Source organism: Pseudoalteromonas sp. S408 (assembly GCF_005886645.1).
Taxonomy (GTDB): domain Bacteria; phylum Pseudomonadota; class Gammaproteobacteria; order Enterobacterales; family Alteromonadaceae; genus Pseudoalteromonas.
Genome location: NZ_PNDY01000001.1, coordinates 179532 through 204775, shown reverse-complemented (window position 1 = coordinate 204775; position 25244 = coordinate 179532). Strand labels below are relative to the sequence as shown.

Here is a 25244-nt window from a genome sequence, read left to right as displayed (position 1 = left end):
TTTAAAGGGGTTGAATCATGAAAATAAAACGTTTTTTTGCTAAAGATATGCGCACAGTACTTAAAGAAGTTAAAGACGAATTAGGTGTTGATGCGGTTATTATGTCGAATAAAAAGCTAGCTAACGGTGTCGAAATTGTAGCAGCAGTTGATTATGACAAAGCAGCCCCTAAAAAAGAGCAACCGCAAAGTGCGCCAGCAAAAAGTTTTGCAAAGTCACAGCAAGTGCATAATTTTGTAAAACCAGAGCCACTTCGCGCTAAGCCAGAGCCACAAGCGAAAGTAGCTGATAGTCTTCAAGCATTATTAGAGCGTCAAGCTCCACGTCCTCGCTCTGCAGAACTGGCTTCTATGTTTTCGCAATCAGGTATTGATACTACAGACAACTACCAAGAGCCAGTGCAAGAACAGCGTCCTCGACCTATATTTACCAATGAACGTCAAGCTTCAGCTCGTCCGCAAACACAAGCAGACAGCCTAGGGTTTGATGACCTAGAAAGTGATTTTGATGACCTTGATACCCCAGTGACAAACCGTCAAGAAACTAAACATAATGAAAGTGAGCAAATTTCGTCAATGCGTGACGAAATGAATGCCATTCGTCAGTTGTTAGAGCATCAAGTATCAGGGCTCATGCAACAAGACATGGCAAGACGCGACCCTACTCGTGCATGCATGATTGATCGTTTAGTTGGTATGGGTATAGATAAAGATGTTGCAGAGCAAATGGCGTGCTTTGTACCTGACGATGTGTCTCGTCAGCAAGGTTGGAAAGCACTTTTAACAATGGTTGAAGATCAGATGCAGACAACCAATAACGAAATTTTACGTCAAGGCGGCGTATACGCTTTGGTTGGCCCAACTGGGGTTGGTAAAACAACCACAGTTGCTAAATTAGCTGCACTTGGTGCACAAAAGTACGGTGCAGACAAAGTCGCTTTAATCACAACCGACACATACAGAATTGGTGCTTATGAGCAACTTGCTACGTATGGTCGAATTATAGGTTGTGGCGTTAAGCAAGTTAAAGATGCTAATGAATTAGCTGAAGTTTTATATCATTTACGAAATAAACGACTAGTATTAATTGATACTGCGGGTATGAGCCAACGCGACTTACGTTTAACTGAGCAGCTTAATACTCTTATGCGCAACCAGCGCGTTGATATTCGTAGTTATTTAGTGCTCAGTGCAACATCGCAAATACACGTGTTGCAAGAAACCGTTAGACACTTTAAGAAAGTGCAGTTAAGTGGTTGTATATTCACCAAATTAGACGAATCTTTAAGTTTAGGTGAGATTATTAGTATTGCGATTCAAAATCGCCTTCCAATAGGGTATCTTACTAACGGTCAACGAGTACCAGAAGATATTCGAGTTGCAAATGCTGAAAAACTAGTTAAAAAGGCTGAGCAACTCTATTTAAAAAGAGCAAAAGCACAACATTCAAGGCACCAAGCAGTGGCGCCAAGCACAGTAGGGATGTATGATTAACACAGTATTAGATCAAGCAAGTGGCCTGCGCAAAATGAGTCAAAACAATAACAACGGCGTAAAAGTTATCGCTGTCACTGGCGGTAAAGGTGGAGTAGGAAAAACAAATGTTTCTCTTAATACTGCAATTGCATTAGGCCAGCAAGGTAACAGAGTATTGGTTCTTGATGCCGATTTAGGCTTAGCAAACTGTGACGTTATGCTAGGGCTGCGTGTTGAACGTAACTTATCACATGTTTTATCTGGTGAATGCGAACTTGATGAAATTCTAGTTGAAGGCCCCGCAGGTATTAAAATTGTACCCGCGACGTCGGGTTCTCAAAGCATGGTTGAATTGTCGCCTTCAGAGCATGCGGGACTCATCAGAGCTTTTAGCGAATTAAATACAGAATTTGATATTTTAATTGTAGATACTGCAGCAGGTATTTCTGACATGGTGCTGAGTTTTTCCCGCGCAGCACAAGATGTAATGGTTGTTGTATGCGACGAGCCCACATCAATAACAGATGCCTACGCGCTGATAAAAGTATTGAGCCGTGAGCATGGTGTATATAAATTTAAAATTGTTGCAAATATGGTCCGCAGCATGCGTGAAGGGCAAGAGTTATTTGCTAAACTTTCCAAAGTAACCGATCGTTTTTTAGATGTATCAATGGACTTGGTTGCAACGGTTCCCTACGACGAAAATATGCGTAAGGCAACACGCCGTCAAAAAGTTATTGTAGAACTTTTTCCAAATTCGCCTGCGGCACTGGCGTTTCAAGCGCTAGCAACAAAAGCAGTTAAATGGCCAATACCTAACCAACCATCGGGTCATCTGGAGTTTTTCATAGAGAAACTAGTAAACGGCTAATTATGACAACATTGGTGAATAAAGTTATGGGATATCAATCAGCACAAAATTTAAATGTGATTGTTGAAAAACATGCATCACTCGTCAAAAAAGTGGCATGTCACCTTATAGCGCGTTTACCTGCCAGCGTTCAGCTGGACGATTTAATACAATCAGGCATGATTGGCCTGATTGAAGCATCTAAGAGCTTTGATGCAACCAAAGGCGCCAGCTTTGAAACGTTTGCAGGGATTCGTATTCGTGGCGCAATGCTTGACGAAATGCGACGCGGCGATTGGGCACCCCGTTCGGTGCATCGCAAAAGCCGTTTGGTGGCTGAAACAATTGCTTTTTTAGAAAAAAGCTTAAGCCGTGAGCCTACATATATAGAAGTTGCTGAAAAACTTGAAATTTCGTTAAATGAGTACCATCATATCTTAAACGATGTAAATGCAAGTAAAGTACTAGGTATAGAAGACCTTGGTGTCGACGAGGATGTCATCAGTCCAGTTGATCAAGATTTAGCGCTAGACAAACCGTTTAATAACGTTAAAAATGAGCGGTTTAATGAGTCTTTATTAGGTGCGATAAAATCTTTGCCAGAGCGAGATGCAATGGTGCTGTCTTTGTACTATAACGATGAAATGAATTTAAAAGAAATAGGGCATATACTCGATGTAAGCGAATCGCGTGTAAGTCAAATACATGGTCAGGCGATGATTAAGCTCAAAGCTAAAATCAATGACTGGATAAATTAGTAGTAAGTAAACAAGGTTAAGACCTCACTGGGGGATGTTTTGGATAAAAACATGAAAATTCTGGTTGTTGACGATTTTTCAACAATGAGACGTATTATTAAAAATCTGTTGCGTGACTTAGGTTTCACTAATGTTCAAGAAGCAGACGATGGGTCAACCGCTTTGCCAATGCTACAAAATCAAGTATTTGATTTTGTTGTTACCGATTGGAATATGCCAGGAATGCAGGGTATAGACCTGCTAAGAGCAATACGTGCGGATGATAAGCTTAAACACATTCCGGTATTGATGGTAACGGCTGAAGCTAAAAAAGAACAAATTATAGCGGCAGCACAGGCAGGTGTTAATGGTTATATTGTTAAGCCATTTACTGCTGGAACACTCAAAACTAAATTAGAAAAAGTATTTGAACGTTTAGGCTAATGATAGGGGGAGAGGCTTATGTCAGCACTTGCTGCGCCTCAAATAACTTTAGAACAAGCTCGTCAGCTCGTTGTTTATCTAGAAAACGGTGAGCAAGACAAAGCCAATCAGTTAATTTTAGATACTGCTTCTAAGGAGCAATCTGAAATATTTGCTGAAGTTGGAAAGTTAACCCGTCAATTGCATGAAGCTTTAAAAAGCTTCGAGCTAGACACTCGCTTAACTGACTTAACTACCGATGCGATTCCAGATGCAAAAAAACGGCTTAATTACGTTATAGAAATGACAGAAAATGCCGCAAATAAAACAATGGATGCTGTTGAGGCTAGCCTACCAATTGCTCAGCAGTTGGCGGATGAGATATCTCATATCAAACCGACATGGGATCGCCTAATGAATCGAGAGATTGAGTTAGGAGAGTTTAAATCGTTATGCCACAGCATTGATAAGTTTATGAACAATTCTCATCATAAAACCGATGAGCTGCAAAGTTTGATGACAAATGTACTTATGGCGCAAGACTATCAAGATTTAACCGGGCAAGTTATTCGCCGGGTTATTGAGCTTGTTAGAGAAGTTGAAGAAAGCTTGATCCATCTTTTGACTGCCTTTGCTGATCAAAACGACGGTAAAGTCGAAAAAATAGAACAACAAAAAACAAATGAACCATTAGACGAACAAACTTTAGCAGGTCCAGAAGGCCCTATTATTGATAAAGAATCACGTAATGATGTTGTATCTGATCAAGATGAAGTCGATGATCTTTTATCAAGTTTGGGCTTCTAAGAGGAGAGTAACTGCATGTTTGAAGTCGATGAAGATATTTTACAAGACTTTCTTGTAGAGGCAGGAGAAATCCTAGAGCTTTTATCTGAACAGTTAGTTGAGCTGGAAAACAATCCAGAAGACACCGAATTACTCAATGCCATATTTAGAGGGTTTCACACTGTAAAAGGTGGTGCTGGGTTTTTAGCCATGACGGAGTTAGTTGACGCATGTCATGGTGCAGAAAATGTATTCGATTTACTCAGACAGGGTGTACGAACAGTTAACTCTGAGTTAATGGATGTGATTTTGCAGGCACTCGACACTATTAACGAGATGTTTGCTACCATTCAAAACCGCGATAAACCTGAGCCTGCCGATCCCGAACTACTTGAAGTTCTTCACAAACTGGGCTTGCCTCCAACAGAGGAAGAGCTTGCTGGTGAATCTCCATTTGACACGGCAGATGAGCCTCAACATGAAGCTTTAGAAACGCCTGCGGCAGAAGAAACTTCATCAGCAGATGAAGAAGACCCATTTGCCTTTGATGAGTTATTTAGCGGCGGTTCAGCTGCGCAAAGCGATGAAGAAACTCAGATAGATGAAATAACAGAAGATGAATTCGAAAACCTACTTGACGAGCTACACGGGAAAGGTCAAAGCCCAATAGCTGAAAGTTCGCCAAGTAGCAGTGATGTCAGTGGAGACATTACAGATGATGAGTTTGATAATCTACTTGATGAACTCCATGGCGTTGGAAGCTTTGGCGCTGTTGCCGCTAGTGAGCCTGCAAAAGAGCAACCAGCAAGTAATAATCCAGTAGAAAATACTGCAACGGCATCAACAAATACATCGGCAAGTAATACTAGCGATGATGAAATTAGTGATGATGAATTTGAGGCTTTACTAGATGAACTTCATGGCAGCGGCGCCCCTAAATCAATAGAGAGTCCTGCAGCTTCAGAGTCTAAGCCAGCGCCAAAACCCGCGGCTAAGGTAAGTGAGCCTGTTAAAAAGCCTGAACCTGTAAAAGCTGCTGCGCCAAAACCAGTGCAAAAGCCTGCAGAAAAACCAGCAGCAAAAGCAGCGCCTGCTCCAGCGCCTGCAGCTGTGAAAAAACCAGCTCCTCCTCAAGCAGAAACAACAGTCCGAGTTGACACAAAACGCCTAGACCAAATAATGAATATGGTGGGTGAGCTTGTACTTGTTCGTAACAGGTTGGTAAGTTTAGCAACAAACTCAGAAAGTGAAGCAATGGGTAAAGCCATTTCTAACTTAGATGTTGTGACGGCTGATATCCAAGGCGCAGTAATGCAAACGCGAATGCAGCCAATTAAAAAGGTATTTGGCCGCTTCCCTCGCGTTGTTCGTGACTTAGCACGAAGCTTAAATAAAGATATTAGTTTACAGCTTGTTGGTGAAGAAACTGATTTAGATAAAAACTTGGTTGAGGCACTTGCAGATCCACTTGTTCACTTAGTTAGAAACTCAGTTGACCACGGAATAGAGATGCCAGCAGCTCGTGAAGCAGCTGGCAAACCTAGAACGGGTAATGTCACGCTTTCAGCTTCGCAAGAAGGCGACCATATCTTGTTAACTATCAAAGATGATGGTGCGGGTATGGATGCTGAGAAGCTCAAAAAAATTGCAATCAGTAAAGGCGTTTTAGATCACGATCAAGCGAGCCGTTTATCAGATACCGAAGCGTACAATTTAATATTTGCACCAGGATTTTCTACTAAGGAAGAGATCTCTGATATTTCAGGGCGTGGTGTGGGTATGGATGTTGTAAAAACTAAAATCACTCAACTTAATGGCTCAGTGAGTATTCAGTCAGAGCTAGGTGTTGGTACAATTTTAGAAATTAAAGTACCGCTAACACTTGCCATATTACCTACCTTAATGGTTGTAGTTGGTGAACAAACATTTGCACTACCATTGGCTGGTGTTAGTGAAATATTTCACTTAGATTTAACCAAAACAAATGTAGTTGATGGTCAACTAACGATCATTGTACGTAAAAAAGCAATACCGCTGTTTTATCTTGAGCATTGGTTAGTTAAAGGAGCAGATCGTACTCAGCGCAAAGCTCAAGGCCATGTTGTTATTGTTCAAATAGGTACTCAGCAGGTTGGTTTTGTCGTTGACTCCTTAATAGGGCAAGAAGAAGTTGTAATAAAGCCCCTTGATGCACTTCTTCAAGGCACTCCTGGTATGGCAGGTGCAACTATTACGTCAGATGGTGGAATTGCACTTATTTTAGATGTTCCCAATATGTTAAAACACTACGCAGGCTAAATCATAAAGCAGGCACACAATTAAGTGTGCCTGCATAGAAATTTAATAAGAGAGTTAAATGGCCGTAAAAGTTTTAGTTGTTGACGATTCAAGCTTTTTTCGTCGCAGAGTAAGCGAAATTCTTGAGCAAGACAGCGACATACAAGTAATTGGATTTGCCATAAATGGCAGAGAAGCTGTTGAAAAAACGGCCCAACTGCGTCCTGATATGATCACAATGGATGTAGAAATGCCAGTGCTTGATGGTATTAGCGCGGTTAAAGAAATAATGGCCAGCAATCCTACACCAATTTTAATGTTTTCTTCTTTGACCCGTGCTGGCGCAACAGCCACACTCGATGCTCTTGATGCGGGGGCGATGGACTTTCTGCCTAAAAAGTTTGAAGACATAGCACGTAATAATGAAGATGCCATAAAGCTTCTCCAAGCTAAAGTTAAAGAAATTGGCAATAGACGCATTCCCAGAACTTTTAAGCCAGTGTCGTATTCTAAACCCGCAACACGTGCGGTACCTCAAAGAAGTAGCACATCTTCCATCAGGCAACCGGATAGAAGTTTTCAGCGTTCAACCCCTGAACCATCATTAACCAAAACACAGAGCTCACTTCCTTCTCGTGCCAGTGGAAAGCAATATAGATTAGTCGCAATTGGTACGTCTACGGGTGGCCCAGTTGCTTTACAAAATGTGCTAACGCAATTACCAGCTAATTTCCCGCATCCTATTTTACTCATTCAGCATATGCCCGCTGCTTTTACACCGGCATTTGCAGCTCGCTTAAATGGTTTGTGCAAAATAAAAGTAAAAGAGGCACAACAAGGTGATCGGTTAGACCCAGGAACTGCTTATTTAGCGCCGGGCGGTCAACAAATGATGGTTGAAGGACGAGGTGGTTCAAAAATATTGCGTGTTTTTGAAGATAATAGCGAGCGAATTACTTATAAGCCTAGCGTCGATGTAACGTTTGCAAGTGTAGCTAAAGCTTTTCAAGGCGATGTATTAGCAATTATTTTAACTGGCATGGGCGCCGATGGTCGAGATGGTGCGAGAATGTTAAAACAAACTGGGGCTACTATTTGGGCACAAGACGAAAAAAGCTGTGTTGTTTATGGTATGCCACAAGCTGTTGCTAATGCGGGACTTTCAAGTGAGAGTTTAGCGCTGGATGATATTGCAACGCGGATAAAAAGTGAAACCGGTTGTGGATAAGCTCTCCGTACTTGGGTTAATAGTTGCACTAAGTGCTATAGCAATAGGCTATCATCTAGAAGGTGGTGTGATTGCAGCGCTTTTTAATGGTCCGGCACTCATTATTGTACTAGGTGGTACTTTAGGTGCTGTCATGCTTCAAACATCTGCCAGTACTTTTAAAAAAATGCTTAGAATGAGTCACTGGGTATTTGTTACGCCAAGCTATGATATTGATGATGCGATTGAACAGGTTAAACGTTGGTCGCATAAAGCGAGACAAGAGGGCTATTTAGCACTAGAAGATGAGGCATTAACGCATTCAGATGTTTATGCCGCAAAGGGGCTCAGCCTATTAGTTGATGGTGGTTCAGAACAAAAACTCAGAGATACACTTGAGATAGACTTATTATTAGAACGCGAACGCTTACTTGAAGCGGCTCGGGTTTACGAAGCAATGGGCGGCTATAGTCCTACCATAGGTATTTTAGGGGCCGTGCTTGGACTTATTCAAGCAATGTCTTTTATTACTGACCCCCAATTACTAGGTGCTGGAGTTGCTACTGCTTTTATTGCGACGATATACGGCGTGGGGTTGGCTAATTTATTATTTTTACCCATGGCAAATAAGCTTAAGCAACGTGTAGAAGAAAAGATGCTTTACCACGAAATGCTTGCTGAAGGTATCATTGCAATTAGCGATGGCCAAAGCCCTATGAATATAGAGTTAAAGCTTGAAGCTTACCGTGTTGAGCGGCCAAACCTAGTGGACGCATAAAATGATGCGTCGACGTTTGGGTCGCTCGGCCCAAAAAAGTCAGCACACAGAACGCTGGTTGGTGTCGTATGCTGACTACATGACCATCATGTTTGCTTTTTTTGTTGTAATGTACGCTATTGCAATAAACAAAGAGGAAAACTTTCAAATTCTATCGGATTCTTTAGAGCAAGTGTTTGATAAATCAGCACGTGTTTATTCTCAGCAAGGGACGGGGGTAGAGGGTACCGGAATACTCACCGATAGAGTCACGCCTGAGAAAGAATTACTCTATGGTGAAAGTATAAACAAAGAAGAGCAAGGCCCCGAGTTACTCGATGGCCAAAGTGATACGAGCAATATCCAGCAAAAATATTTAGGAAAACCGCTCGATAGTTTATTAACAAAGCTTCAATCTGCGCTTATTGACGAGATTCGTGATGGTGAGGCTAACCTAGAATTACATCAAGATTGGCTGATTATCGAGCTAAGTTCAGGTATGTTGTTTTCTAGCGGTAGTGCTGTTGCACATTCTCGAGCAAAACAAGTCGTTAAAATAGTTAAAGATATTATTGAACCGGTAGATAACTATATACGGGTTCGCGGTTATACAGATGATGAAACTATTCGAAATGAAATATTTCGCTCTAATTGGGAATTATCTGTAGCTCGGGCGACTTCTGTTTTAGTTGAGCTTGAATCATTAGGAATAAATTCAGCCAGAATGGCCATTGAAGGGTATGGACAATATTCACCTTTTGCTGAAAATAATACAGAAGAGGGGCGCGCTGAAAATCGCAAAGTGGTTATAGCTTTATCTAAATATGGATTGCCTAATGAAGTAAATACACTGGCTGAAGAACAAGCAGCTGAGATTAAAGAGCCAGAGCCAGAAGTAGAGTTGCCGTCAGACGATGACACAATAAAAATTATTCGTTTACCACATGGTGGCATACGTATTACTACACGTAATGAAAAGTAACTGGGATGTAATGTGAAGATTTGGACTGTAGCAAACCAAAAAGGGGGGGTTGGTAAAACAACTACTGCGGTCAGTCTTGCTGGAATTTTAGCATTACAAGGTAAGCGAGTTTTACTTATTGATACTGACCCGCATGCTTCTTTGACCTATTACTTTGGTATTGATTCAGAAGATTTAGAAGTCAGTGTTTACGATATTTTTGCTCGCGGAACCAGTATGCAGAGCGAGGAAATACTTCAAGCACTGTGCCCTTCTACACTTGAAAACTTGGATATTTTGCCGGCTACCATGGCTATTGCTACGCTTGATAGAAGTATGGGCAATAAAACAGGCATGGGGTTAATATTGAAAAAGTCGCTTGCAAAAATAAGCGAACATTACGACTATGCTATTTTAGATTGTCCACCTGTTTTAGGTGTATTGATGGTTAATGCATTAGCTGCCAGTGAGCGAATTTTAGTGCCTGTACAAACAGAGTTTCTTGCACTTAAAGGCCTTGATAGGATGATGCGCACAATGGAATTGATGCAGAGCTCACAGGCGAAAAGTTATGAATATACTATAATACCTACAATGTACGATAAACGTACAAAGGCATCGCTTGAGGCTTATAAAACTTTACAAGAAACGTACGGTGATAAAGTTTGGCCTGGTGTTATTCCCGTTGATACAAAATTAAGAGACGCAAGTTTGGCTCAAAAGGTACCAATAGAGTTTTGCCCTCGTTCTCGTGGTGTATTTGCTTATAAAGCATTATTAGAATATTTAATTGAACAAGGTTAATGAATGAGTAAGCAACTATTTGCTAATGAAAAAGTAATGACTCAGTATTTAGGTGCCTTGCTTTGTGAAGAGGAGCTTGCGAGTGATCTAGAGCCCGTTGCAAAGCTTTTAGAAAATATACCGGATGATTCACATAATGTAACTGCGGACCCTAGACTTAAAAAACCGGATGTTGAAGTAAAAACAGAATTAAGCACTCAATTACCAGTAGTAAAAAATAAGCAAGACGTTACAGAGACAAAAACGGTTGGTGAAGAAAATATAGATTCGCCAAAAGAGGTAACAAGTACAAGTGTTGATTTAGCCGAAGAGGCAAAGCCAAAGCTCTCAAATAACAGTGAATCAGATTACTTTGATGGCGAATTTCAAGCATTATTTTTCGAAGTTGCAGGGCTTACGTTGGCTGTGCCACTCAAAGCTTTAGGCGGTATACACCAATTAGGTGAAGTAAATCACCTATTTGGTAAGCCAAAATGGTTTAAAGGCGTTATGCTAAACCGAGATGAAAAATTAAATGTTGTCGATACTGCGCGATGGGTAATGCCAGAAAAATACGACGAAAAACTTGAAGCTTCATTAGACTATCAATATTTAATCACCTTGGGTGATAGCCAGTGGGGATTATTAGCAGAAAAGTTAATAAATAACATTACATTGACAAAAGAAGATGTAAAATGGCGTACCGATCAAAGTAAGCGCCCATGGCTTGCTGGGGTTATTAAAGAAAAAATGTGTGCTTTAATTGATGTAGATAATTTAAATACATTATTAGAAGAAGGCTTAGATAGCCGTCAGTAGTAATGACCATTATGGGGTAACAGCATGAACCAAGAGAAATTACTGTCAGCAAATAAAAATGCGGATAATAATGATGAAATATTACAATGGGTTACATTCAAGTTAGAAGAGGAAACCTACGGTGTAAACGTAATGCAGGTGCAAGAAATACTGCGTTACACTGAAATTGCTCCTGTACCCGGTGCACCTTCTTATGTAATAGGCATTATTAACTTGCGTGGTAACGTGGTAACCGTTATTGATACACGCGCTCGATTTGGTTTGTCGGCAGCCGATGCTACTGATAACTCGCGTATTTTAATTATTGAAGCAGAAGAGCAGGTTATTGGTATTTTAGCCGATAGCGTATCTGAAGTTGTTTATCTGCGTAGCTCTGAGATTGACAGTGCACCAAATGTAGGTACTGAAGAAAGTGCTAAATTTATACAAGGTGTGTGTAATCGAGATAACGAGCTTCTTATATTGGTTGATCTAAATAAATTACTTAGTGATGATGAATGGGATGAGTTAAGCGATTTATAAGCTTTACCAGATAAACTATGCTGTTACTTAGTATTGCTATAAGCGCGTTAGCGATAGGATTAATATCGTTAACGCTTATTATGGCACTTAAAAATAAACACACCAGTGATGCAGGTGATTTGCATCAAAAGCTTAAAGAGTGTGCAGAGCAGATTCATATTCTCAGAAGCGAAGCTGCAGAGCTAAGAACAGGTTTACTTAGTATAGGTAAGCGAGTTCTTGAAGTTGAACAACAAAACCAAGATTTGATACAGCAGCAGTCAGCTCAAAAGTACGATGATCCTGATGCTAAAATTTATTCTCGTGCTGTAAAAATGGTTGAATTGGGAGCTGACTTAGACGAGGTGATACGCGAGTGCGAGTTACCCAGAGCGGAAGCTGAATTACTGTTTTCATTACACAAAAAAAAAGGCGCTTAGCGCCTTTTTTGCACACATAACACAACACTTTAATATTAAAAGCTATACTTTACACCAAACATAGCAACCACAGGATCAAGTTCTACAGTTGATGTTAATGCCTTTGAACCATTAGCATATACTGTTGCATCTGTATCGATATCCATCATAGAAACCATAGCGTGTAGTCCCCAATTATCATCAATTTTGTAATTAGCGCCTACTTGTACTAACAAGCCAAAAGAATCATCAAGCTCAACTTCTACATCGTCCGTACCAAGTGTTGCTTTAAGTGCTTGTGAAGGTTGTTCGTCGAAAAAGGTTGTATAGTTTACGCCAACACCTATGAATGGTCTAAGCTGATAGCTTGTATCTAAAAAGTGGTATTGTGCTACCAGTGAAGGTGGAAGGTGTTTAATATTGGCAATTTTATTACCAGCTAAGCCACCTGTTCCATTCACATCGTGAGAAAACGGTGTTGCAGCAATCAATTCTAATACCCATGTATCATTAAAAGCATAATCTAAGGTAATACCCAATTGGGTATTTGAGTCACCTTTTAGGCCCAATGAAGGAGCTTCGTTAATTGCTGATCCGCTATTGTCTGGGTTTACATTAATAGCACCTACATTAACGCTGAAGTCTGCGTTTGCAGCCGGAGAAAGTGCTAATAAAGAGGTGAATATTGCAATGCTAATTTTAGTTTTCATGTTGTTCTCCAAGAACTACTTTTTGATTGGCGCTATTATTGCGTTTAACAAATATGAAAAACCTGTGCTAGATCAAAGTTTCAGAAATGATTGAACATTGAAAAGTGTTTTATTGATTTAGATTAATTTTAACGCTGTTTTGTAACTGCAATGATTGACAATTTTTGTAATTAATAATCATCAGAATGTATAAATGCTGACATCTCTTAGTCATACTCTCACTATTTAATAATGCCTTACTTAGTAATAAAGGTGTTAAAAATGTCTTTAGTGGCTTCACAACAAGCAATCATATCTCATAGGTTAAACGCCGAATTAATAAAACAACTACAAACGCTTATCCAGTTTAAATCAGTGACGCCAAATCAAGCCGGCGCAATAGATTGGTTAGTTGAGCAGTTATGCGAGCTAGGTTTTTTTTGTGAGAAGTTTACGAGTAATGGTGTCACTAACTTAATTGCGCGTGTTAAATTTAAAGAAGGACCTTGTATCGCTTTTTCAGGGCACATTGATGTGGTGCCCGCAGACAATGATGATTGGCTAAGCCCTCCGTTTGACGGAAAAATAATTAATGGCGTAATTTACGGAAGAGGTGCTGCTGATATGAAAGGAGGCGTGGCAGCGATGCTAAGTGCCACAAAAAAAATAATAAATAACACATCATCAAAAGCGGGGACTTTTTATTGGCTCATTACCTCTGATGAAGAGGGAGAAGCTGAGTTTGGTTCTGCGCAAATAGCTAATAAGCTTTCTTCAAATGGGATTGTTTTAGATGGGTGTATTGTAGGCGAGCCTACAAGTTCCACATATGTTGGTGATACAATTAAAAATGGCCGTCGTGGTGCGCTTTCGGCTCGTATTTTGGTAAAGGGCAAAGCAGGGCATGTAGCTTATCCTCAAAATACCATTAATGCCGCACATATCAGTGCAAAAATAGTCAGCAAATTGAGTGAGCAAGTGTGGCATTTAGATGATGCAGGCTCAAAAACCACACTGCAAGTCACAGGCATAAATACTAATAATGTGGTCGATAATTTAGTCCCCAGTCACTGCGAAATCACATTTAATATTCGTTATAGCCATCGGTACAACAGTAACGAAATCAAATCGATATTGATTAATTCGTTGGATGAATTTTCACGTTACATAACGATTAACTGGGAACGTCCATGTGAGCCATATTATACCCGCACTGAGAGTACTTGGAGTTTAATTTCTTGTGTGGAACAAGCCATACATAGTCAAACCGGAAACTACCCTCTTCTAAGCACCAGCGGAGGGACATCTGATGGTCGTTTTTTTGCTAACAGTCATACTCAAGTGATTGAGTTTGGGTTAAAAAACAAAACAATTCATCAAATTAATGAGCATGTATCTATTGATGACTTAATTAAAGTTGAGGCTATTTATTATGATTTACTTTCACGTATTTTTATAAATGACACTAATTTTAAATGAGCTCGCTTTTTAACAGCAGGTAGGTAGCACCGAGGGGCACCTCGCCTTGATTAGCTTAAATATCGTTTGGCTTTATTTTCTTTTACACTGTGTAAGTCAACTAAGACTAAACCGTCAATACAATTGTTAAAGTCGGGATCTATGCTAAAACTTAAAAATTTCACTCCGCCAGGTTTGCATAGCTCAGTGTATTGTTTAAAAAGCGTAGGTACTTGCGCGCCCATATTAGCAAGTACATGTTTGAGTTCTACAAAGTCCTCTTTTACATCGTTTTTGCAAAAAATGATGTCACATTGTGCGAGCTGTTGTTCATTGGGTTTAAATTCGTTATTAGGAGTGGCAAGTATCTCATCTGCTTTATAATAATGTTGGTAGTAATGCACTAGCATGGCTTTTGCTGGATCAGCTAGAGTGTTAGGTACGCTAACAGCACCAAATAAATAGCGATATTGAGGGTAGCTTTTAATAAAAGCACCAATACCGTACCACAAATAATCTAGACTTTTACGGCCCCAATACTTTGGCTGAATAAAACTACGGCCAAGCTCGATTCCTTGCTCCAAATAGGGTTCCATGGCATCGGTGTATGTAAACAGGCTATCGGTATATAGCCCTTTACGACCATGCTTATCAATTATTTCTTTAGCACATGCTAATCTATAGGCACCAGCTAACTCTAACTGTGTTGGATCCCAAAGCACGAGGTGTTGATAATCCATATCGTATTTATCTATATCGCGGCGTTTACCGCTGCCTTCACCGACGGCTCTAAATGCTATTTCTCTCAACCTACCCAGTTCTCTAAAAATAGGTGAGCTACCTGTATATTGATATAGATGAATATGCATTCCATCTTGTGTTTTCCCCAGAAGCTGGCACGCCTCTAACGCTTTTTTCAGCTCTTTTCTGCATTCTGGAACAGCAATCGGTGTTTGTGTTTTTAGTGGTAACGGCTTTTTGCTTGTGAGGCGGTACAGTTGTTTTCTAATTAAGTTAACAACCTCTTTGTCTTTCAAGTTTTCTATTAGGTATGACGCAGGAGGGATAGACGCACCAATTTCAAATTCTAACGATTTTTGGCGTTGTTTAAACATTTCTTTTACTAATAATAAGCTAGCTAATGGTTTATAAATTATTGAAGTACCATAAAATAACGGGCTGTTCTTAGCTTTAATATAAATGGGTAATATAGGACAATTCGCTTTTTTTGCCATACGTAAAAATCCGCTGTTCCATTTACAATCTTTGATACCTGTTGGGCTTAATCGTGAAACTTCGCCGGCGGGAAATATCAATAATACCCCCTCATTCTTTAAATGCTGGTGAATATTATAAAGCTCTTGTTTTTTACTTGTGCCTGATAAATTATTTACAGGTAAAAGCAAATCATGCATAGGGGTTACCGACATAAGCATACGGTTTGCGACAACTTTTAAATCTTTTCTTACGCTTGAGATCACTTTAATTAATGCAAGCGCATCTAAAGAGCCTATAGGATGGTTTGCAACAATAATTAATTTACCTTCGCTAGGAATATGCTCTATTTGCTTTGGCTTATAACGTGTATCAAAATTTAGCTCATCGAGTACTTGTTCAACAAATTCTAGCCCTTGTAAATGAGGGTAGGTGTCGGCAAAGGCAACAAACTCTTGTTCATGCAATAAATAGCCTAACCCCTTTTTTACTAGGCTTTTTACTTTTGGTGAGCTTTCTAATTGTGGTAAATTTGCTGCAATTACTTTATCGACACTGATCATACAAACCTCTTTGCAATTTAGCTTGGTTGCCATGTATATAGAGTAAAAAAAGGGTGTGACAGTTATTTTGCAGTTGTGTGACCTTTTAAAGTGTAAAGAAGGCTGCTTAGTGATTGGTCAGCATTGATTTTTATATAAACTTATTTTGGAAGTAACTATGTCGGTATTAGTAGCAATTACAGGGCGAGATAACACAAAGTTAATAGAGCAATTACAAGCCCGATTACCCTCTACACAAATACAGCAATGGCCAGATTGTAATAATCTAGAAAGTATTGATTTTGTATTAGCATGGAAAGCACCACAAGATATGTGGGCAAAGTTACCAAACCTTAAAGCGGTATCGTCATTCGGTGCCGGTGTAGACAGCATTGATTTAAGTTTGCTTGGCGACAATATAGATGTAGTACGTATAGTTGACGAAAAGTTAGCGCAAGACATGGCCGAATATGTCTTAACTCACGTTTTAGCGCAAAAATTACGATTAAAAGAATACTTTATTAAGCAAACACAGCAGCAATGGAAACCTAAACGCGCTTATGAACAAAATAAGGTAGGGATTTTGGGTTTTGGGGAGCTAGGCAAAGCATGTGCGAAACAACTTATTGCCAATAACTTTAGTGTAAATGCTTGGGCTCATACACATAAAACGAGTAATACAGTTAATTTATTTTATGGCGAACAAGGGCTTCAAAAAATGCTTAGCAATATTGATTATCTAATATGTTTGTTGCCATTAACCAAAAAAACGAAAGGTATTATTAATAAAAGTACAATTAGTATGCTTCCTAATCATGCTGTTATTATAAATGTTGCGCGAGGTGAGCATGTTATAGAAGCTGATTTACTTAATGCCTTAGAGGAAAATTCACTTCGAGCTGCAGTTATTGACGTTTTTGAACACGAACCTCTTGGTAAAGAACACCCTTATTGGCAGCATGATAAAATAACCCTTACACCGCATTGTGCTGCATTATCAGATATAAACAGTGTTACAGCACAAATAGCAGAAAACGTTGAACGCTTGCAGCAAGGTATTACTTTAAATAATCGAATAGATAGAACGAAAGGATATTGATAAATATTTAAAGAAACAGCTTGTTAACATATGTAATTTTTATTAATGTTGTATGTGTTCTCAACAATAAAAATATAAAGAGGGTGAAATGAAAACAAATCAGGGCGGTGCTAGGTTAAGCTTAATTATAATTTCAATAATAATATTAGGCGTATCTGCATGGTTTAATCAGCCAACTGTTTTATAAAAAATTGACACAGCAGGTTTACCGCTTGCTGTGAATTTCTCTATTTTCGTGTTTTTTATCGGCACTTTTTTTAAGCAAAACATACGTTGCGCCACTCCCACCATGATGTCTCTGTGCAGTGTGATATGCTAATACTGCGGGCATCTCAGGTAACCATTTATTTACAAAACTTTTGAGTATTCCCGGTTTAGTTTTATTTTTGATTCCTACACCATGCCTAATAAGCACCACACGTACATTTTGCTGCTGACAGTCATTAATAAAATTAAAGAGCGTATTGCGTGCATTGTTAAGTAGCTGGCCATGAAGGTCTAAGGTCGCGTCAACTTGATACTTTGCTAAACGTAAGTTTTTAAATACAGGGCTTTGCACACCGTCTTTTTTAAAGCTTAATATAGCAAATGGCTCAACAAACTCTACAGACTCTGAACTTAAGTAGTTTTCATCTACCGATAAAGTGTTTTCAGCCGCTTGTCGCTTTTGTTGCTGCGCAAGTGAAGAGTGAGGGGTATTTGATAATGGCTTAATGGTATCACTGCTAATAGGGGTCACATCTTCCATAGAAGATAAAAATAAATCAAAATCAGATAAAGTCATACCGAAATCTCAAAATAATGTAATACGAGGTAAATATTATCTCAGTTCACCCAATTTCCCAACCATTTTGATTTATACAATAAAAAAAGCCCAGCAATGCTGGGCTATAAAAAATTCTAAGAGAAGTTGTTAGCTCTGAGTTACATTTAGTTGCCCAAATGTATAAACCTTAAACAGGTAAAATGTATTGATCAATACCAAACTCATATTTGAAATAACACTCGACGACATAAGATCTAAGCTAAATGATAAAAATAGCAGGCCACATGCACTTATCGCAGCTACGCGCAGTAATGTTATGTGGTTAATAAAGAATGCACCTAAACCTAGTGCAAGTAGTATCGTGTTTAAAAGCCAATCTAGCTCGTATAGCATGGTCGTTTCAATAGTTCAGTTGTTGAAAAAAGGAGCGCCATTATGGTGATCTTTTGCGCACCTTTCAACCAAGTAATTTTATATTTTCAGATTAGTTTTATTTATGCTAAAAGTAACTTTTAATCGCTGAAATTAGACCGTCGTCAGCAATAACTTGATACTTTTGACAGCTCTGCGGGTTCTGTAAATCACTGCATAAATAAAGAGATTTGCGCTTATCGTCAAACTTAGGGTGTAAATTAGAGTCTATAAGGGTTGCACCGTATCCAAATACACCAGGCCAATAAATACTTTCGCTAACCATCCCTAATTTTTTATAGGTGAGTAAAGTTGGTTTTGGAAAAGCGACAATTATTACTGCAATAATAGCGAGCGTTATTAACAGTCCTTTTTTGGCTTTAGGTTCTTGGCTATTTAACGCAGCATCAATATTGTGTTGATTTGTTTGAGCCTGCCTTTGAGAAGTTGCCTGAGTTTTGTTTTTTTGTGTTGTTTTTTTTCTTGCTGGTGTTTTACCTAGCAAGGATTGTTTTTTTGGTGTTTTTGACATAAAGCAGATCTGGCCTTTTTTACATAGGTCTTTATAATTCAAATAGTAAATTTATATACTAAGCTAATTATTATAATAACGTAAAGTTAGCTTATAGCCTATGAGGAATGAAGATGGACACGCAGCTATCAATTTTAATTGTGGATGACGTTAGCACGGTGCGTAGTTTTTTGAGTCAAACGCTCATGCATCTAGGGATAGACAATGTAAAGGAAGCATCTACCGCCTCACAGTGTATTAGTGAATGCCAAGCTGCAAAATACAGTATGATTTTTTTAGATATTGAATTGCCAGATGGAGATGGTAAAGAATTAATCGCACAAATTAACGAAATGAGCCCCGAAACAAATGTGGTGATGGTCTCTGCTCATTCAGGTGTTGATAACGTGAAGGATGCTATAGATAAAGGGGCTAAAGGGTTTATTGTAAAACCATTTACGCCAAAGAAAATAGCCGCCATGCTTAAAAAGTTTTATCCTGATTTAGAAATAATGTAAATCACAATATTTAAAGTAAAAAAAAACCGGCAAAAGCCGGTTTTTTATATTCAAGCAAAAACAAATTATAGCGCTTTAATCTTAGCTGCTAAACGGCTCTTATGACGAGCTGCTTTGTTTTTGTGAATTAGACCCTTAGTTGCGTAACGGTCTAGGATAGGTGTAGCAACAGAGAAAGCTTGCTGTGCAGCTTCTTTATCGCCAGCTTCAATAGCAACAACTACTTTTTTGAAGTAAGTGCGCATCATTGAGCGACGGCTTGCGTTGTGCTGACGGTTCTTTTCGCTTGTGATAGCGCGTTTTTTTGCAGACTTGATGTTAGCCAAGGTTTGCTCCTAACAATCTTAAAATAAAGCTTAAATTAAAGGCCGTGGAATATGCCTGTTTCTATCATGAATGTCAATTTAAATTTAACAATCCAAGAAAAACTGCTCCTTATAACGAGCATCAATTTGCCGCTTTAGCAGTTAATGACGCTATTGTAACAAAGCACAGACCCTCAGCCTAGTGCTTTAAAGCGATTTATAAAAAAGACTGTGGCATAATCGTGTGTCTTAGGGATTTTTAAGTAGGTTTAAGGTGTCAAAAGGTTTATTTCGCTCCGGTATGATTGTTAGTTGTATGACTATGATATCGCGCATTTTAGGACTCGTAAGAGATGCTGTTGTTGCTAATTTATTAGGAGCAAGTGCTGCAGCTGATGTTTTTTTATTTGCTAACCGAATTCCTAATTTTTTACGTCGCTTATTTGCAGAAGGCGCTTTTGCACAGGCATTTGTACCCGTTTTAAGTGAAATAAAGGAGCAGGAAGGTGATGATAAAGTAAGGCTCTTTGTTGCCCAAGCAGCAGGTACGCTGGGTACTATTTTACTGTTAGTCACTATTTTTGGTGTGGTGGCTTCGCCAGTTATCGCCGCTTTATTTGGTACAGGGTGGTTTATTGATTGGTGGCAGGGCGGCCCTAATGCAGAAAAGTTTGAACTGGCCAGTTCGTTATTAAAGTTTACTTTTCCATATTTGTTTTTTGTAAGTTTAGTCGCGCTGAGCGGTGCGGTAATGAACGTTTACAATCGTTTTGCCGTTGCAGCATTTACCCCCGTGTTGCTGAATATATCAATTATTACCTGTGCAATCTTTTTACATGATAAATTTAGTGTAGGCGCCTATGCGTTGGCCGTTGGTGTATTTGTCGGTGGTATTGTTCAGTTGTTGTTTCAATTACCTTTTTTATACCGCGCTAAAATGTTGGCTCGTCCGCGTTGGGCTTGGCAAGACGAGAACGTAAAAAAAGTGCGTAAGCTGATGTTGCCTGCATTGTTTGGCGTATCGATAAGCCAAATTAATTTATTACTAGATACCATTATAGCCTCATTACTGATGACAGGCTCTATAGCATGGCTTTATTACTCAGATAGGCTAATAGAGTTTCCGCTTGGCTTATTTGGAATTGGTATAGCAACGGTCATTTTACCCGCACTCTCTAAATTGCACAGCAGTAAAAAACTCAGTGATTTTCAGCATACGTTAGATTGGGGGGTTCGCTTTGTAATATTTTTAGGTATACCAGCAATGGTTGGCTTAATGATAATTAGCCCACTTATAATTACGGTGTTATTCGATCATGGTGCTTTTAAAGAGGACAGTGTTGATCATGTAAAAGCGGTAAGTTTAGGTGTTGTTGCTTACTCTGTAGGGTTAGTTAGCTTTATGTTGATTAAAGTGCTCGCGCCTGGTTTTTATTCCCGTCAAGATACTAAAACCCCGGTACGAATTGGGATTATAACCCTAGTGTTAAATATGGTATTTAACATTATGTTGGCACCCTTTATTGGTTACTTAGGGTTAGCACTCGCGACATCAATGTCAGCCAGTTGTAATGCATTTTTACTTTACAGGCAGCTTAAAAAAGAAAACGTTTATCAGTTTTCTTCTATGAGTTTGCGTTTCACTATAAAGTGTATTGTTGCAAGTATAGTTATGGGGTGTGTTACATGGTATGTAAGTAGTTACTATTACTGGGCCTCGTGGGCGTTCGTACAGCAAGTTATATTATTAATTGCCCTTGTTGCACTAGCAGGAGTTAGCTACTTTACAATGCTCTTTTTAATGGGCGTAAGACTAAATACGATAAAAAGTGTAGCAATTACTGAATCAAACTAAAAAAAAGATTATAATCGGCAGCCTTGTGGCTTTTCCTTGGTATAAGTCGTGATAATACTTGCTGAAAAAAGGCTTTAGGTGGCATGGAGTTAATTAGAGGTATACACAATATTCGCCCACAGCATTTTGGGTGTGTGTTAACTATTGGTAATTTTGACGGCGTTCACTTAGGTCATGCGCAAGTGTTAAAAGGCTTGTTAGCCGACGCTAAAGCACATAACTTACCTAGTACGGTGTTGTTGTTTGAGCCTCAGCCTCAAGAGTTTTTTGCAAAAAACAATGCCCCAGCAAGGCTTACTCGGTTACGTGATAAGCTGCGTTTATTGAGCGATTTAGGCATTGAGCGAGTTATTTGCATTAGCTTTAACCAGCAGTTTGCAAATATGCACGCAGAACAGTTTGTAAACGAGATACTAATAAAAAAACTCGGTGTTAAAGCGCTAACGGTGGGTGACGACTTTAGGTTTGGCCAACAACGTAAAGGTAATTTTAATTTACTTGTTAATATGGGTAAACAAGCGGGCATGGATGTACAAAGCACTGCGAGTTTTCACCAGTTAAATGCTAGAGTAAGCAGCACGTTAATACGTGAAGCATTGGCATGTGGCAACTTAGCTGATGCCAAAGTAATGCTTGGTCATAATTATGCGATTTCTGGGCGTGTTATACATGGTTGGAAACGAGGCCGTGAACTTGGCTTTAGAACCGCAAATATAGCGCTCAAACGCCAAGTTTGCCCCGTAAATGGAGTGTTTGCTGTGCAAGCGACCATTGCAGGGAAACGGGTTTTTGGAGTTGCTAATATAGGCAATAAACCCACATTTAATGGGACACGTGCACTTCTAGAAGTTCATCTTTTTGACTTTGCACAAGACATTTACGGACAATTTATGCACGTTGAGTTGATACAAAAACTCCGCGATGAAAAAAAATTCGAGACATTAACACAATTAACGGCGCAAATAGCAACAGATGTTGCCGCCGCTAAACAGTGTTTTGGTTTAAATCAGGTAGCCGATAGAGACGGAATGTAGGATAAATGAGCGACTATAAACATACTTTGAACTTACCGGAAACACCGTTTCCAATGCGTGGCAATTTGGCACAACGTGAACCAAAAATGCTAAAAGCATGGTATGAAGACGACCTTTACGGTCAAATCCGCAGCGCTAAAAAAGGTAAAAAAACCTTTATTTTGCACGACGGCCCTCCGTATGCAAATGGCGACATCCACTTAGGTCACTCAGTCAATAAAATTTTAAAAGACATTATTGTTAAGTCTAAAACCTTATCAGATTTCGACTCGCCGTATATTCCAGGTTGGGACTGTCACGGTTTACCAATTGAGTTAATGGTTGAGAAAAAAGTAGGTAAGCCTGGCGTTAAAGTAACTGCGAGCGAGTTTCGTGAAAAATGCCGCGCATATGCTAAAAAGCAAGTTGAAGGTCAAAAAGTTGATTTTAAACGTTTAGGTGTGTTTGCCGATTGGGACAAGCCTTATTTAACAATGAACTTTGACTTTGAGGCGAATGCAATTCGTGTGCTTGGTCGTATTATTAAAAATGGTCACCTACACAAAGGCGCAAAACCTGTGCACTGGTGTACAGATTGTGGTTCTGCATTAGCTGAAGCTGAAGTTGAGTATCAAGATAAACAATCGCCAGCAATTGATGTGCGTTTTATTTTTGATGATCAAGACGCTGTAGTTAATGCATTTGATATGGCACAAGGGCATAAAGGTAAAGGTGATGTTGGCACTGTAATATGGACTACAACACCATGGACGCTTCCGGCCAACCGTGCAGTCGCTGTCCATGCTGACCTAGAATATGCATTGGTTCAAGTTGAAGATGAAGGTGCTGAGCAACGTTTGATTTTAGGCTCAGAGCTTGTAAAAGATGCTATGGATCGTTTTGGTTTTAACCATTACCACGTTTTAGGCTATGTAAAAGGTGCTGCACTTGAAAACTTGCAAGTAGCACATCCTTTTTATGATTTTAGTGTACCGGTGATTGTTGCAGAACACGTAACTACGGACTCAGGTACTGGCGTGGTGCATACAGCACCGGGTCATGGTCAAGAAGATTTCGTGGCAGGCTTAAACTACAACCTTGAAGTTGCTAACCCAGTTGGCGCAAACGGTGTGTACTTGCCTGATACAGAATTATTCGCAGGTCAGCATGTATTTAAAGCTAACGCGAGCGTAATTGAAGTATTAAAAGAGCGTGGCGCTTTAGTGCATCACCATGCGCTTACTCACAGTTATCCGCATTGCTGGCGCCATAAAACCCCTATTATTTTCCGTGCTACGCCGCAATGGTTTGTTAGTATGGATCAAGCTAATTTACGTAATGATTCACTTGCTGAAATCAAAAATACACAGTGGCTCCCTGAGTGGGGCGAAAGCCGTATTGCAAACATGGTTGAAGGCCGTCCAGATTGGTGTATTTCTCGCCAGCGTACATGGGGTGTGCCGATTGCTTTATTTGTTGATAAAGACACCGGTGCATTACATCCAAATACCCAAGCGCTTATTGAGCAAGCCGCAGAACTAGTAGAAAAATCAGGCATACAAGCATGGTATGACTTAGAGCCAGAAACACTATTAGGCGAAGAAGACGCTAAACAATACATGAAAGTGCAAGATACACTCGATGTATGGTTTGACTCAGGCGTGTCGCATGCGTGTGTTGTTGATGCGCGTGAAGAATTAGTCGGCCCAGCCGACTTATACCTTGAAGGGTCTGATCAACACCGTGGTTGGTTTATGTCGTCGATGATGACATCGGTCGCAATTAATGGTCATGCTCCTTATAAACAAGTGCTTACGCATGGTTTTACCGTTGATGAAAACGGCAGAAAAATGTCTAAATCGTTAGGTAACGTTATCTCTCCACAAAACGTTATGAATAAGCTAGGTGCAGATATTTTACGTTTATGGGTTGCCTCTACTGATTACACGGCAGAAATGACTGTATCGGACGAAATATTTAAACGCTCAGCAGATCGCTACCGCCGTATTCGTAATACGAGCCGTTACTTATTAGCTAACTTAAATGGTTTTGATCCTAAAACAGATCAAGTGGCTGTTGATGATATGGTTGAGCTTGATAAGTGGATTGTTGGACGTGCAGCTCAGCTGCAGGACGAAATTTTAGCAGCTTACGATAGCTACCAAATGCTATTAGTTACACAAAAGCTGATGAACTTCTGTACGGGTGAGCTTGGTTCGTTCTATTTAGATGTGATTAAAGACCGTCAGTACACTGCAAAGAGCGACAGCCATGCACGACGTTCTTGTCAAACAGCGCTCTATCATATTGCTGAAGCAATGACGCGTTGGATGGCACCAATTATGAGCTTTACAGCGCAAGAAATTTGGGAAGCATTGCCAGGTGAACGCAGTGATTACGTATTCACATCAGTGTGGTATGAAGGTTTACAAGCACCAACAAATACCCAGTTTAGTAATGATGACTGGCAAGCAATTTTAAATGTACGTGACGAAGTGAACCGTTTATTAGAAGCGGCACGTAAAGAAGAAGTTATTGGTGCTGCACTTCAAGCAACGGTTAATTTATTTGCGGGAGAAGAGCTGGCAAATAAATTAACAGCATTGGGTGATGAGCTGCGTTTTGTACTGTTAACATCAGCTGTTAACGTTACTCGCGTTGATAGCCAACCTGCAGATACGCAAGAAACAGAAATTGAAGGTTTGTACATTAGTGTTGCAGCAACAGATGCCGCTAAATGTGAGCGTTGCTGGCATTACAGCGACGATGTAGGTGTTGAACCTACTCACCCTGAAATCTGTGGTCGTTGTGTCAGTAATGTTGATGGCGAAGGCGAAAAGCGTCAATTCGCTTAGGGGATATTGTTA

At 39.7% G+C, this 25244-nt stretch carries 25 protein-coding genes; 19 read left to right on the top strand and 6 right to left on the bottom strand.

Annotation, left to right across the window (positions count from 1 at the left end; all coding sequences use genetic code 11):
• Positions 1-17: 17 nt before the first annotated feature.
• Genes flhF through CWB62_RS00985 form a run of 13 tightly spaced genes read left to right on the top strand, consistent with a single transcriptional unit; the run spans position 18 to position 12016 of the window.
• Positions 18-1493, top strand: coding sequence for a flagellar biosynthesis GTPase FlhF (gene flhF / locus CWB62_RS01045; RefSeq protein ID WP_138528735.1), 1476 nt, complete (start codon positions 18-20; stop codon positions 1491-1493).
• Positions 1486-2346, top strand: coding sequence for a MinD/ParA family ATP-binding protein (locus CWB62_RS01040; RefSeq protein WP_006792753.1), 861 nt, complete (start codon positions 1486-1488; stop codon positions 2344-2346). The genes flhF and CWB62_RS01040 overlap by 8 nt, the downstream gene beginning before the upstream one ends.
• Positions 2347-2372: 26 nt before the next feature.
• A complete protein-coding gene (locus CWB62_RS01035) occupies positions 2373-3083 on the top strand; it encodes an RNA polymerase sigma factor FliA (protein WP_138528907.1) in 711 nt (236 codons plus the stop codon).
• 39 nt (positions 3084-3122) lie between these two features.
• A complete protein-coding gene (cheY, locus tag CWB62_RS01030) occupies positions 3123-3506 on the top strand; it encodes a chemotaxis response regulator CheY (RefSeq protein ID WP_008132609.1) in 384 nt (127 codons plus the stop codon).
• 18 nt (positions 3507-3524) lie between these two features.
• The gene (locus tag CWB62_RS01025; protein WP_058403494.1) at positions 3525-4292 is read left to right on the top strand and encodes a protein phosphatase CheZ; all 768 of its coding nucleotides are present in this window, start codon (positions 3525-3527) and stop codon (positions 4290-4292) included.
• Positions 4293-4307: 15 nt separating this feature from the next.
• Positions 4308-6569, top strand: a complete 2262-nt coding sequence (locus CWB62_RS01020) for a chemotaxis protein CheA (RefSeq protein ID WP_138528733.1) — start codon at positions 4308-4310, stop codon at positions 6567-6569.
• A 58-nt stretch (positions 6570-6627) separates the two neighbouring features.
• Complete coding sequence (locus tag CWB62_RS01015; RefSeq protein WP_138528731.1) at positions 6628-7776, top strand: protein-glutamate methylesterase/protein-glutamine glutaminase; 1149 nt, start codon at positions 6628-6630, stop codon at positions 7774-7776.
• Positions 7769-8533 (top strand): flagellar motor protein, encoded by a 765-nt coding sequence (locus tag CWB62_RS01010; protein WP_058403491.1) that lies wholly within the window; start codon positions 7769-7771, stop codon positions 8531-8533. Before CWB62_RS01015 ends, CWB62_RS01010 begins: the two co-directional genes overlap by 8 nt.
• A gap of 1 nt (position 8534) precedes the next feature.
• Positions 8535-9494, top strand: coding sequence for a flagellar motor protein MotB (locus CWB62_RS01005; RefSeq protein WP_138528729.1), 960 nt, complete (start codon positions 8535-8537; stop codon positions 9492-9494).
• 12 nt (positions 9495-9506) lie between these two features.
• A complete protein-coding gene (locus CWB62_RS01000; protein ID WP_058403489.1) occupies positions 9507-10277 on the top strand; it encodes a ParA family protein in 771 nt (256 codons plus the stop codon).
• A 3-nt stretch (positions 10278-10280) separates the two neighbouring features.
• Positions 10281-11075: a chemotaxis protein CheW gene (locus tag CWB62_RS00995; protein ID WP_138528727.1), complete on the top strand. Its 795-nt coding sequence runs from the start codon at positions 10281-10283 to the stop codon at positions 11073-11075.
• 24 nt (positions 11076-11099) lie between these two features.
• Positions 11100-11597, top strand: a complete 498-nt coding sequence (locus CWB62_RS00990) for a chemotaxis protein CheW (RefSeq protein ID WP_058403487.1) — start codon at positions 11100-11102, stop codon at positions 11595-11597.
• Positions 11598-11614: 17 nt separating this feature from the next.
• Complete coding sequence (locus tag CWB62_RS00985) at positions 11615-12016, top strand: DUF2802 domain-containing protein (protein WP_058403486.1); 402 nt, start codon at positions 11615-11617, stop codon at positions 12014-12016.
• Positions 12017-12051: 35 nt separating this feature from the next.
• Here the strand turns inward: CWB62_RS00985 and CWB62_RS00980 are convergent, their stop codons facing one another.
• Complete coding sequence (locus CWB62_RS00980; RefSeq protein WP_138528725.1) at positions 12052-12705, bottom strand: OmpW/AlkL family protein; 654 nt, start codon at positions 12703-12705, stop codon at positions 12052-12054.
• Between the two features lie 261 nt (positions 12706-12966).
• Between CWB62_RS00980 and dapE the strand changes: the two genes are divergently transcribed.
• Positions 12967-14163: a succinyl-diaminopimelate desuccinylase gene (dapE, locus tag CWB62_RS00975; RefSeq protein WP_138528722.1), complete on the top strand. Its 1197-nt coding sequence runs from the start codon at positions 12967-12969 to the stop codon at positions 14161-14163.
• A 50-nt stretch (positions 14164-14213) separates the two neighbouring features.
• Here dapE and olsF read toward each other — a convergent pair whose 3' ends face one another.
• Positions 14214-15920, bottom strand: a complete 1707-nt coding sequence (gene olsF, locus CWB62_RS00970) for a bifunctional ornithine lipid synthase OlsF (RefSeq protein WP_138528720.1) — start codon at positions 15918-15920, stop codon at positions 14214-14216.
• Between the two features lie 157 nt (positions 15921-16077).
• Between olsF and CWB62_RS00965 the strand changes: the two genes are divergently transcribed.
• Positions 16078-16998, top strand: coding sequence for a 2-hydroxyacid dehydrogenase (locus CWB62_RS00965; RefSeq protein ID WP_058403482.1), 921 nt, complete (start codon positions 16078-16080; stop codon positions 16996-16998).
• 205 nt (positions 16999-17203) lie between these two features.
• Here the strand turns inward: CWB62_RS00965 and smrA are convergent, their stop codons facing one another.
• The 3 genes from smrA to CWB62_RS00950 form a co-directional block, all read right to left on the bottom strand.
• Complete coding sequence (gene smrA, locus CWB62_RS00960) at positions 17204-17782, bottom strand: DNA endonuclease SmrA (protein WP_138528718.1); 579 nt, start codon at positions 17780-17782, stop codon at positions 17204-17206.
• Positions 17783-17911: 129 nt separating this feature from the next.
• Positions 17912-18157, bottom strand: coding sequence for a hypothetical protein (locus tag CWB62_RS00955; protein WP_138528716.1), 246 nt, complete (start codon positions 18155-18157; stop codon positions 17912-17914).
• 106 nt (positions 18158-18263) lie between these two features.
• Positions 18264-18707 carry a hypothetical protein gene (locus CWB62_RS00950; RefSeq protein ID WP_138528714.1) on the bottom strand — a complete coding sequence of 148 codons (444 nt, stop codon included), beginning with the start codon at positions 18705-18707 and terminating at the stop codon, positions 18264-18266.
• A 113-nt stretch (positions 18708-18820) separates the two neighbouring features.
• Here CWB62_RS00950 and CWB62_RS00945 point away from each other — a divergent pair, with 113 nt between their 5' ends.
• Positions 18821-19204: a response regulator gene (locus tag CWB62_RS00945; protein WP_058403479.1), complete on the top strand. Its 384-nt coding sequence runs from the start codon at positions 18821-18823 to the stop codon at positions 19202-19204.
• A 65-nt stretch (positions 19205-19269) separates the two neighbouring features.
• Here the strand turns inward: CWB62_RS00945 and rpsT are convergent, their stop codons facing one another.
• Positions 19270-19530, bottom strand: a complete 261-nt coding sequence (gene rpsT / locus CWB62_RS00940) for a 30S ribosomal protein S20 (protein WP_006792774.1) — start codon at positions 19528-19530, stop codon at positions 19270-19272.
• Between the two features lie 295 nt (positions 19531-19825).
• Here rpsT and murJ point away from each other — a divergent pair, with 295 nt between their 5' ends.
• The 3 genes from murJ (at position 19826) to ileS (ending at position 25232) form a co-directional block, all read left to right on the top strand.
• Positions 19826-21364 (top strand): murein biosynthesis integral membrane protein MurJ, encoded by a 1539-nt coding sequence (gene murJ / locus CWB62_RS00935; RefSeq protein ID WP_502704946.1) that lies wholly within the window; start codon positions 19826-19828, stop codon positions 21362-21364.
• Positions 21365-21447: 83 nt separating this feature from the next.
• On the top strand, positions 21448-22398 hold the full coding sequence (ribF, locus tag CWB62_RS00930) for a bifunctional riboflavin kinase/FAD synthetase (protein WP_058403477.1): 951 nt from the start codon (positions 21448-21450) through the stop codon (positions 22396-22398).
• A 5-nt stretch (positions 22399-22403) separates the two neighbouring features.
• Positions 22404-25232 (top strand): isoleucine--tRNA ligase, encoded by a 2829-nt coding sequence (gene ileS, locus CWB62_RS00925; RefSeq protein ID WP_138528712.1) that lies wholly within the window; start codon positions 22404-22406, stop codon positions 25230-25232.
• Positions 25233-25244 lie beyond the last annotated feature (12 nt).